The 9,575-nt window shown below is 63.8% G+C and carries 7 protein-coding genes; 5 read left to right on the forward strand and 2 right to left on the reverse strand.

Annotated elements, in window-relative coordinates:
* Nucleotides 1-12: 12 nt before the first annotated feature.
* Nucleotides 13-402, forward strand: coding sequence for a cupin domain-containing protein (locus P0D70_RS31790; RefSeq protein WP_408187395.1), 390 nt, complete (start codon nucleotides 13-15; stop codon nucleotides 400-402).
* A 132-nt stretch (nucleotides 403-534) separates the two neighbouring features.
* Here the strand turns inward: P0D70_RS31790 and gvmR are convergent, their stop codons facing one another.
* Complete coding sequence (gene gvmR, locus P0D70_RS31795; protein ID WP_408187396.1) at nucleotides 535-1,593, reverse strand: transcriptional regulator GvmR; 1,059 nt, start codon at nucleotides 1,591-1,593, stop codon at nucleotides 535-537.
* Between the two features lie 277 nt (nucleotides 1,594-1,870).
* Here gvmR and P0D70_RS31800 point away from each other — a divergent pair, with 277 nt between their 5' ends.
* Nucleotides 1,871-2,083, forward strand: coding sequence for a hypothetical protein (locus P0D70_RS31800; protein WP_091793701.1), 213 nt, complete (start codon nucleotides 1,871-1,873; stop codon nucleotides 2,081-2,083).
* 24 nt (nucleotides 2,084-2,107) lie between these two features.
* Here the strand turns inward: P0D70_RS31800 and P0D70_RS31805 are convergent, their stop codons facing one another.
* On the reverse strand, nucleotides 2,108-2,725 hold the full coding sequence (locus P0D70_RS31805) for a TetR/AcrR family transcriptional regulator (RefSeq protein ID WP_408187397.1): 618 nt from the start codon (nucleotides 2,723-2,725) through the stop codon (nucleotides 2,108-2,110).
* 217 nt (nucleotides 2,726-2,942) lie between these two features.
* On the opposite strand from P0D70_RS31805, the gene P0D70_RS31810 reads away from it, so the two are divergent.
* Genes P0D70_RS31810 through P0D70_RS31820 form a run of 3 tightly spaced genes read left to right on the forward strand, consistent with a single transcriptional unit; the run spans nucleotide 2,943 to nucleotide 8,751 of the window.
* Nucleotides 2,943-4,094: an efflux RND transporter periplasmic adaptor subunit gene (locus P0D70_RS31810; protein ID WP_408187398.1), complete on the forward strand. Its 1,152-nt coding sequence runs from the start codon at nucleotides 2,943-2,945 to the stop codon at nucleotides 4,092-4,094.
* Nucleotides 4,091-7,228: an efflux RND transporter permease subunit gene (locus P0D70_RS31815; RefSeq protein ID WP_408187399.1), complete on the forward strand. Its 3,138-nt coding sequence runs from the start codon at nucleotides 4,091-4,093 to the stop codon at nucleotides 7,226-7,228. The genes P0D70_RS31810 and P0D70_RS31815 overlap by 4 nt, the downstream gene beginning before the upstream one ends.
* A gap of 2 nt (nucleotides 7,229-7,230) precedes the next feature.
* Nucleotides 7,231-8,751 (forward strand): efflux transporter outer membrane subunit, encoded by a 1,521-nt coding sequence (locus P0D70_RS31820; RefSeq protein ID WP_408187400.1) that lies wholly within the window; start codon nucleotides 7,231-7,233, stop codon nucleotides 8,749-8,751.
* Nucleotides 8,752-9,575 lie beyond the last annotated feature (824 nt).

Below are 9,575 nucleotides of genomic sequence, written 5' to 3' on the forward strand. Positions count from 1 at the left end.
AGGAGCACGACGATGTCCGACGCTCAAGTCATTCAACGGCCGTTTCAGTCCATCAATTTCGCGGAAAAACTGGCGCTTTTCAACGACCAGTGGCAAGCACGCGTGGTCGCCGAAATGAACGACTATCAGTTCAAGCTGGTGCGAATCGAAGGGGATTTCATCTGGCACGAGCACGCCGACACCGATGAGACCTTCATCGTGCTCGACGGGCAACTGCGCATCGACATGCGCGATGGTTTCGTGCTGATTTCCGCCGGGGAAATGTTCGTGGTGCCGAAGGGCACCGAGCACAAGCCGTACGCAGAGCGCGAAGTCAAGCTGCTGCTAATCGAGCCGCGCGGCGTGAAGAATACTGGCGAGGAAGTCAGCGAACGGACCGCGGTGAACGACGTGTGGATTTAGGCAATCTCGTCGTTCGCCATGGCTCTGGCGGCCAGGTGGCTCAACCACGATGAACCATCTGCCCGGCAAGCGCACGGCTGGCCGGAAACCTTGGCAGCCCCCTTCAAACGCCCACGCCCCTCGCACGCGACATCAGAACGGCGATGACGCCGCAATCCGCGAGCGCGCGGCCTTGGGCATAGGATGCGCTGCATCGGCGGACGATTCCGGCTCCAGAAAATCGCCCATGTCCGTCATCACCTCCGCGGCCTCCGCCGCCGAACGCGCCGGCGTCACGGTGCGCGGATCGCGCGCGTGCTGGCCCTGCTGCTGGAAATGCTCGACGAGATGGTCGATGAAAGTCCGCACCTTCGCCGGCAAATGCAGGCGGCTCGGATAGGCGATCGTGATTTCGATCTGCGGCAAACGGTAGTTGGCGAGCAGCGGCACGAGCCGCCCGGACGCCAGATCGCGGCCGATCAGATAGCTCGGCAGGATCGCCACGCCCATCCCCAGCAGCGCGAACTGCCGGAGCATTTCCGTATTGTTCGCAACGATCGCATTCGTGGGGCGCACGCGGACTTCGCCGTCCGGCCCGGTAAAGACGCGCTCTTCCCCGCCCTGCTCGGACGGCCGGCTCAAACACGGATGCGTGAGCAGATGCTCGGGCCGCGTCGGCGTACCGTGCTGCGCCAGGTACGCGGGCGTCGCGCAGACGGTCATATAGCCGGTGGTTAGACGCCGCGTGACGATACTCGCGCTGCGCATGTACCGCGTGGCGAGAATGCCGACGTCGAAGCCCTCCTCCACCAGATCGACGTGGCGATCCGCGAGCGTGACATCGGGCACGACGTCGGGATAGCGCGCGGCATAGGACTGCACCACCGGTGCGAGGCTATGCAGCCCGAACACCACCGGCGCGACGATGCGCAAAGTGCCGACCGGCTCGTGATTGCGCGCCACCACCATCTGCTCCACGCCTTCGAGGTCGTCGAGAATATGCCGCACGCGCTCCAGATAAGTCGTGCCGGACTCCGTCAGCGAGAGGCGTCGCGTGGTGCGATTGAGCAGGCGGGTGCCGAGGCGCGCTTCCAGATCGGCGACGTGACGCGTGACAACCGCCGTGGAAAGATCCAGCGCGCCAGCCGCACGGACGAAACTACCGAGGTCGGCCACTCTGACGAAAACGCGCATCGACTGCAATTGGTTCATGGGACGACTCCTGCCGCGGTAAAGCCGGGCCGGCGCAACCCTCACGCCTGTATCGACCCGCGCGGCAAGGCGCGCGCGGGTTTGCCCAACGATCCGATTGTATCGACCCGATCATGTCCCAACCCTGACCTTAACATGACATTCCGGACAGGTTTGCCAGTGCGCTCGCGTCAACTCCGGGCGGTTTCTTGCAAGGTTTATTGCGGATTTGGAGTAGGTATAAACCCTAGGATGCTGGTATCATAGCCCCCGAAAGGGAAATCAATCGTTAATTGCTATGACACATCGTTTTCAGCTGTTCGAAAAAATCGCATTTTCACTGGTCTGCTGGTCCGCCGCGGCGTGTTCGGCTTTCATCGCGTACGAACGTTGCCCGGACATCAAGGTGGTGCTGCATGTGGGCGAAGAGGTTCTGCGCTATAGCGGGCAGTATTCGTTCGTCTGCGCAACGCCGGTTGCCGACGCTTGCGCGCAGTTGCCGGCAGATTGACGCCGCGCTTTACTGCTTTACGTCTTACGGTTCGCGCCCGAACACCACGCGCGCAAAAAACCCCGCCAGCACCGTTTCAGCCATCTCCGCCGGCACGTTCTGCGGGTCGACCGTGTAGAAAAACTGCACACCGTCGCACAAACCCATCAAGCCGATCGCCAGCGTCTCCGGCGGCATCACCATCGGCGTGCCCACACGCGCCGAAAACTCCCGGATATACGCGCTCAACTGCTCGAGCTTCTCGTGCATGAAAGCATTAAAGCGAATCCGGAAACGGCCGTCTCGCACCGCGAGCAGCTTCGCCTCGACCCACAGCAGGAAACACTTGTTCTCGCGATGCAGATTGCTGTAGTAGCGCAGCACGCGTGCTTCCATTTCTTCACGCGATGCCGCATCCGCGAAGATCGCCTGCAATCCCGCCTGCATGACTTCGTGGTCGCGCCGCAGTAGTTCGAGAAACAACTCGCTCTTGCTGCGGAAGTTCGAATAGAACGCCCCGCGCGTATAACCCGCCGCCGCCGCGATGTCTTCGACACTCGCCGCAACGAAACCCTTCTTCATAAAAATGGCTTGCGCAGCGTCGAGCAAACGCTCGCGCGTCTGGTCTTTGCTCTGCTCGCGTGTCAGTCGTTGCCGTTTCATGGCCGCCAGTCTAGCACTGAAAAGAATCCGAATTCACTCCAACATTCAAATACATGTGTGTATTAGAATGCAAACCGTCATTCGAAGTCAGATGCGCATGCCAATTGCATAATGGCCCACGCGTCTTCGCTGGCGGGCCGCTGCGGCTTGCCGTGTTCGTTCGCTGTCTCCAGTTGGGGTAATTGTGAAGCGTCCCGGTTTTCCCGCATCGCCCGCGATGCGCCCGCAGTCGCGTCGGCGTGGCCGTCCCGTAAGCCCGCGCCACGCAGCATTCGTTCTGGTTCTTGCCGGCGTCGTCACGTTGGCCGCGTGTTCGAAGAAAGAAGCCGCCGCGCCCGAGCCGCGTCCGGTGGTCGCTGTCGCCGTGCATGCGGACGGCAGCGAGATGCAGGCAGCGTCGTTACCCGGCGAAGTGCAGGCCCGTTACTCGACGCCGCTATCGTTTCGCGTCGGCGGGAAGATCGTCGAGCGGCGCGTGCGCCTCGGCGATGTGGTGAAGAACGGGCAGATCGTCGCCCGGCTCGATCCGGCCGACCAGCAAAAGAACGCTGCCAGCGCGCAGGCGCAGCTTGCCGCCGCAGAGCACAGTCTTGTGTATGCGAAGCAGCAACTCGATCGCGATCAGGCGCAGGCGAAAGAGAACCTGATTGCGCCTGCCCAGCTCGAACAGACCACGAACGCATACGCATCCGCCGTCGCGCAGCGCGATCAGGCCGCGCAGCAGGCGGCGTTGTCGAAAGACCAGTTGCAATACACCACGCTCGCCGCCGATCACGCCGGCGTGATTACCGCCGAGCAGGCCGACACCGGTCAGAACGTCTCGGCGGGCCAGGCCGTCTACAACCTCGCCTGGAGCGGCGACATCGACGTGGTGTGCGACGTGCCGGAAAGCGCGCTCGCCGCGCTCTCCGTCGGGCAAACCGCCAATGTCACGCTTGCCGCGCTGCCGGGGCGCAAGTTCGCCGCGCGCGTGCGCGAACTCTCGCCCGCCGCCGATCCGCAAAGCCGCACCTATCGCGCCAAACTCACGCTCGAGAACCCGGGCCCGGACGTGCGTCTGGGCATGACCGCGGACATCGAACTCGCCGCGTCGGCGAACACTCCGGCCAATCAGAACGGCTCGTTTACGGTGCCCGCCACCGCGTTGTTCCACGACGGCACGCAGCCCGCCGTGTGGATCGTGCGCGCCGCGGACAACGCGCTGGAACTGCGCCGAGTAACGGTCACGCGCTACAACGAGCGCACCGTGGTGATCAGCCAGGGCATCAAGGAGGGCGAGCGCGTCGTGCTGCAAGGCGTGCATACGGTGACCGCCGGCGAGAAAGTCCGTGCGATCGCACCGCTGCATCCCGAGGACTTCGCTTCATGAGCACCACGCCTGAAGAGGGACGCTTCAACCTGTCCGCATGGGCACTGCGCCACCAGGCGCTGGTCGTTTTCCTGATCGCGCTCGCCACCGCTTTCGGCATCCTCGCCTATACGCGGCTCGCGCAATCCGAAGACCCGCCCTTCACGTTCCGCGTGATGGTGATCCGCACCTTCTGGCCCGGCGCGACCGCGCGCCAGGTGCAGGAACAGGTCACGGACCGCATCGGCCGAAAATTGCAGGAGACGCCCGCGATCGACTTCGTGCGCAGCTACTCGCGCCCCGGCGAATCGCTGATGTTCTTCTCGATGAAAGACTCGGCGCCGGTCAAGGACGTGCCCGAAACCTGGTATCAGGTGCGCAAGAAAGTCGGCGACATTGCGGCCACGCTGCCGCAAGGCATTCAAGGCCCGTTTTTCAACGACGAATTCGGCGACGTCTATACCAACATCTACACCCTCGAAGGCGACGGCTTTTCCGCCGCGCAACTGCACGACTACGCTGACCAACTGCGCACGGTGCTGCTGCGCGTGCCGGGCGTCGGCAAGGTCGATTATTTCGGCGATCCCGATCAACACATCTATATCGAGATCGCCAATACGCAGCTCACGCGTCTGGGCATCTCGCCGCAACAACTCGGCCAGGCCATCAATTCGCAGAACAGCGTCTCGCAAGCCGGCACGCTGACCACCACCGACGACCGCGTGTTCGTGCGTCCCACCGGCCAGTTCAAGGACGTCAACGCTCTCGCCGACACGCTGATTCGCATCAACAACCGCTCGTTCCGTCTCGGCGATATCGCCACGATCAAACGCGGCTACGACGATCCCGTCGTCACGCAAATGCGCTCCGGCGGCAAGGCTGTGCTCGGCATCGGTGTGACCATGCAGCCGGGCGGCGACGTGATCCGTCTCGGCAAGGCGCTCGATCAGCAGATGGTCCAGTTGCGCCGCGCGCTGCCCGCCGGCTTGCAACTGGTCGAAGTGTCGAGCATGCCGAACGCGGTCGCGCATTCGGTCGACGACTTTCTCGAAGCCGTCGCCGAAGCCGTGGCGATCGTGCTGGTGGTGAGCCTGGTGTCGCTCGGCGTGCGCACCGGCATGGTGGTCGTGATCTCGATTCCCGTGGTGCTCGCCGTCACCGCGCTGTGCATGTACCTGTTCAATATCGGCCTGCACAAGGTGTCGCTCGGCACGCTCGTGCTTGCGTTGGGACTGCTCGTCGACGACGCGATCATCGCGGTAGAGATGATGTCGGTGAAGCTGGAGCAAGGCTGGAACCGCACGCGCGCGGCAGCCTATGCGTACACCAGCACCGCGTTTCCGATGCTGACCGGCACGCTCGTCACCGTCTCCGGTTTTTTGCCGATCGCATTGGCCAAGTCGAGCACCGGCGAATACACGCGGTCGATCTTCGAAGTGTCGGCGATCGCGCTGATCGCCTCGTGGCTTGCGGCGGTGGTATTGATTCCGCTGCTCGGCTATCACCTGTTGCCCGAGCGCAAACGCGAGGCGCACGAGACACATCTGCCCGACGATCACGAGCACGACATCTACGACACGCGCTTCTACCGGCGCCTGCGCGGCTGGATCGGCTGGTGCATCGAGCGGCGCTTCGTCGTGCTGGCGATCACAGTCGTACTATTCGTGCTGGCCATGGCGGGTTTCACGCTGGTGCCGCAGCAGTTCTTCCCGAGTTCGGACCGCCCCGAGTTGCTGGTGGATGTGCGCCTGCCCGAAGGCGCCTCATTCGAAGCCACATTGCGTGAGGCCACGCGGCTCGAAAAAGCGCTAGTGGGCCGCCCGGAAATCGATCATACGGTCGACTTCGTCGGCACCGGCGCGCCGCGTTTCTATTTGCCGCTCGATCAGCAATTGCCGCAACCCAATTTCGCGCAGTTCGTGATCACGGCGAAGTCGGTAAAGGATCGCGAAAAGCTCGCGCAGTGGCTCGAACCGCAATTGCGCGACCACTTTCCGGCGATCCGCACGCGCCTGTCGCGCCTCGAGAACGGACCGCCCGTCGGCTATCCCGTGCAGTTCCGCGTAAGCGGCGACGACATCGCCACCGTGCGCTCGATCGCCGAGCGCGTCGCCGCGACGCTGCGTGCGGAGCACGGCACCCGCAATGTGCAGTTCGATTGGGACGAACCCGCCGAGCGCTCGGTGCGCTTCGAGGTCGATCAGAAAAAAGCGCGCGAACTCGGGGTGAGCTCAGAAGACATTTCGAGCTTCCTCGCGATGACGCTCTCCGGCTACACCGTCACGCAGTACCGCGAACGCGACAAGCTGATCAGCGTCGATCTGCGCGCGCCCAAGGCGGAGCGCGTCGATCCCGCGCAACTCGTCACGCTGGCCATGCCTACGCCGAACGGTCCCGTGCCGCTCGGCACGCTCGGCCATTTGCGCAACGACCTCGAATACGGCGTGATCTGGGAGCGCGACCGTCAGCCGACCATCACCGTGCAATCCGACGTCGCGCCCGGCGCGCAAGGTATCGACGTCACGCATGCCGTCGACAAAGCGTTGGGCCAGATTCGCGGCAGCCTGCCGGTGGGCTACCGGATCGAAATTGGCGGCTCGGTCGAGGAAAGCGGCAAGGGTCAGACGTCGATCAATGCGCAGATGCCGATCATGATCATCGCCGTGCTCACGCTGCTGATGATCCAGTTGCAAAGCTTCGCGCGCGTGCTGATGGTCGTGCTGACCGCGCCGCTCGGGCTGATCGGCGTGGTGCTCACGCTGCTGCTGTTCGGCCAGCCGTTCGGCTTTGTCGCCATGCTCGGCGTGATCGCGATGTTCGGCATCATCATGCGCAACTCGGTGATTCTGGTCGATCAGATCGAGCAGGACATCGCCTCCGGGCATAAGCGGTTCGATGCGATCGTCGGCGCGACCGTGCGGCGTTTCCGTCCGATCACGCTGACAGCCGCCGCCGCCGTGCTCGCGTTGATTCCATTGTTGCGCTCGAACTTCTTCGGCCCGATGGCGACTGCGCTGATGGGCGGCATTACGAGCGCAACCATCCTCACGCTGTTCTATCTGCCCGCGCTGTACGCCACGTCGTTCCGCGTGCGTGCCGATGAACGCGAGCCGCAGACGCCCTCCGCGTCCGGCACGACGCATACGGGGAATTGAGCATGACCACGCCCACGTTCTTCCGATATTCGCGCCTCGCCGCGCTCACTGGCGTGGCATGCGCGCTCGCCGCCTGCTCGTTCGGACCGAGCGGCGAGCCGCCCGCGATGCCGCAGCCGGCGCACTACGGCGCCGCAGCGCAGCCGACGCAAACCGTGCCCGCGCAAGGCGTCACGCAGCAGTTCGTGGTCGGCGCAAAGCCGGTGCCCGAATGGTGGAAGCTTTATCAATCGGACACGCTGAACGCTTTGGTCGACGAAGGCCTGCGCAACAGTCCGACGCTCGCCGCGACCGACAAAAGCCTCGCCGCCGCGCGCGAGCAGTTGCGCGCGCAGATCGGCAGCTCGATGCTGCCGACCATCGACGCCGGCGGCCAGGCGACCCGCAATCGCGCGCTGGCGATCCCCGAGATCGGACCCAACACGTTTCTGTACAACGTCTTCGTCGGTCAATTGCAGGCGCATTACACCTTCGACCTGTTCGGCGCCGCGCGCCTTGCCGATGCCGCGCTCGCCGCGCGCGTCAACGTTCAGGCCTATCAGTTCGACGCCGCGCGCCGCGCGCTGGCCGCCAATATCGTGACGGCCGCGATCACCAGCGCCGCGCTGCATGCTCAGATCGAGACGACCGAACGGCTCGTGACGATCGCCAACGATCAGGCGCGCGACACGCAGCGTCGTTATGCACTGGGCGCGGTCCCGCATGCCGATCAGTTGAGCGCGCAACAGAGCGCGGCGAGTCTGTCGGCGAGCTTGCCGGGTTTGAAGCAACAATGGCTGAGCACGCGCCACGCGTTGGCGGTGCTGCTCGGACGAACGCCTGATGCGGCGCCGGACGATCTCGAGCTTGCGCAATTGCATGTGCCTGAGCAGGTACCGGTGGTGGTGCCTTCGGAGCTGCTGCGCTCGCGGCCCGACATTCAGGCTGCCGACGCCGCGCTGAAGGCCGCGGCGGCCGACGTCGGGGTCGCCACGGCGCAGATGTTCCCGAGTCTGTCGTTGAGCGCGTCGATGGGACAAGGCGGTTTTAGCTGGCCGGTCGCGCTCTCGGGCGCGGGCGCGATCTGGAGCATCGGAGCGTCGCTGTCGCAGCCGCTGTTTCATGGCGGCGCCCTGTTCGCGCAACGACGTGCGGCGGTCGATACCTACGACGCCACGGTCTCGCAGTACAAGCAAACGGTGCTGGCCGCGTTCCAGAACGTCGCCGACACGTTGGCCGCGCTCGAACACGACTCGCAAGCGCTGGATGCCGCGAATATTGCGGCGCGCTCGGCGCAAGGCGTCTTCGACGAAACCTCCGGACGCTACCGGCTAGGCGCGCTGCCTGTCGCGTCGACCCGCTCGAGTGAGCAGCAGTTTCGCAACGCGCAGCTCGACGAGATCCGCTATACGAGCGCGCGGCTGACAGACACGGCGGCGTTGTTCCAGGCCATGGGGAATCCGCCGGTTGAGACGGGGGTGGGTGGGGCTTCGGCGGCGGCGGCTTCGGCGGCGAGCGCGCCGAGCGCGGGGATTGCCGAGTAGCTAAACCTGGGATTCCATACGGATGGCCAGGAAGTTATCCCCACTTTTTGTGCACAAGTCCGTGGATAAGTCTCTCCCCACGGCGTTGAACCTCATGCCATAAGCCTTTGCGGGCGATGTGAGGGAACATCGAGCATCCCCCACAGACCGCCAAACATCGTTCCCCGACGTTTCCCCTCAATGGGATAGGGCCGACAAAGAAGACATGTGTTTTGCAAACCATTCAAGCCAACGGCGATACCGGGGCCTTTTCGAAAAGCCGCTTGTTGAAGCCGAAAGCTGACGGGTTGGTTGTGCACGCTGCGGTGCACACACGATGGGGAACCTCAGGAACATTCCCCGCGACGCGCGATGATAGGGGCTACAGCTCCCAGCGCTGCCCGTCGTTCGTGACCAGCAAGGGCGCACGGCAGCACGCGTCTTCAAGCACCGGCATGTTATTGAACCAGCACCCGTCGTACGACGCCCTTACGCCGCATACGCAGTTCATTGCATAACTTGCGCTTGCGCTCAGGATGAAGAACCCTCTCCACAGGTTCCTCGCCCCGATGCTCTTTCAGGTACCGGTAAAGCCCATCCGCGATAAGGAACGGGCGCTGATGCCTGGCCCGCAACTCAACGCCATAAATCACACTCCCATGATTTCTGCTAGGTTCACGCTGCCGCTGCTGCGGGGGCGCTTCTAACTGCCTTCAGCACATGCTTGCGTGCCTGCCAGAAATCGTAGTCGAACTGCATTCCGAGCCACAAGTCAGCCCGACCACCTCGCTATTACGTCACACAACAGCCGGTGACGCCAAGGTGACGCCACCGATGTCCCTTCG

Origin of the sequence: Paraburkholderia sp. RL17-381-BIF-C, from assembly GCF_046026435.1 — a bacterium.
Classification (GTDB): domain Bacteria; phylum Pseudomonadota; class Gammaproteobacteria; order Burkholderiales; family Burkholderiaceae; genus Paraburkholderia.

Coding starts and splice junctions, on each gene's coding strand:
- P0D70_RS31810 (WP_408187398.1), top strand. CDS start 2,943: ATGCGCCCGCAGTCGCGTCGGCGTGGCCGTCCCGTAAGCCCGCGCCAC.
- P0D70_RS31820 (WP_408187400.1), top strand. CDS start 7,231: ATGACCACGCCCACGTTCTTCCGATATTCGCGCCTCGCCGCGCTCACT.
- P0D70_RS31815 (WP_408187399.1), top strand. CDS start 4,091: ATGAGCACCACGCCTGAAGAGGGACGCTTCAACCTGTCCGCATGGGCA.
- P0D70_RS31790 (WP_408187395.1), top strand. CDS start 13: ATGTCCGACGCTCAAGTCATTCAACGGCCGTTTCAGTCCATCAATTTC.
- P0D70_RS31800 (WP_091793701.1), top strand. CDS start 1,871: ATGACACATCGTTTTCAGCTGTTCGAAAAAATCGCATTTTCACTGGTC.
- P0D70_RS31805 (WP_408187397.1), bottom strand. CDS start 2,725: ATGAAACGGCAACGACTGACACGCGAGCAGAGCAAAGACCAGACGCGC.
- gvmR (WP_408187396.1), bottom strand. CDS start 1,593: ATGAACCAATTGCAGTCGATGCGCGTTTTCGTCAGAGTGGCCGACCTC.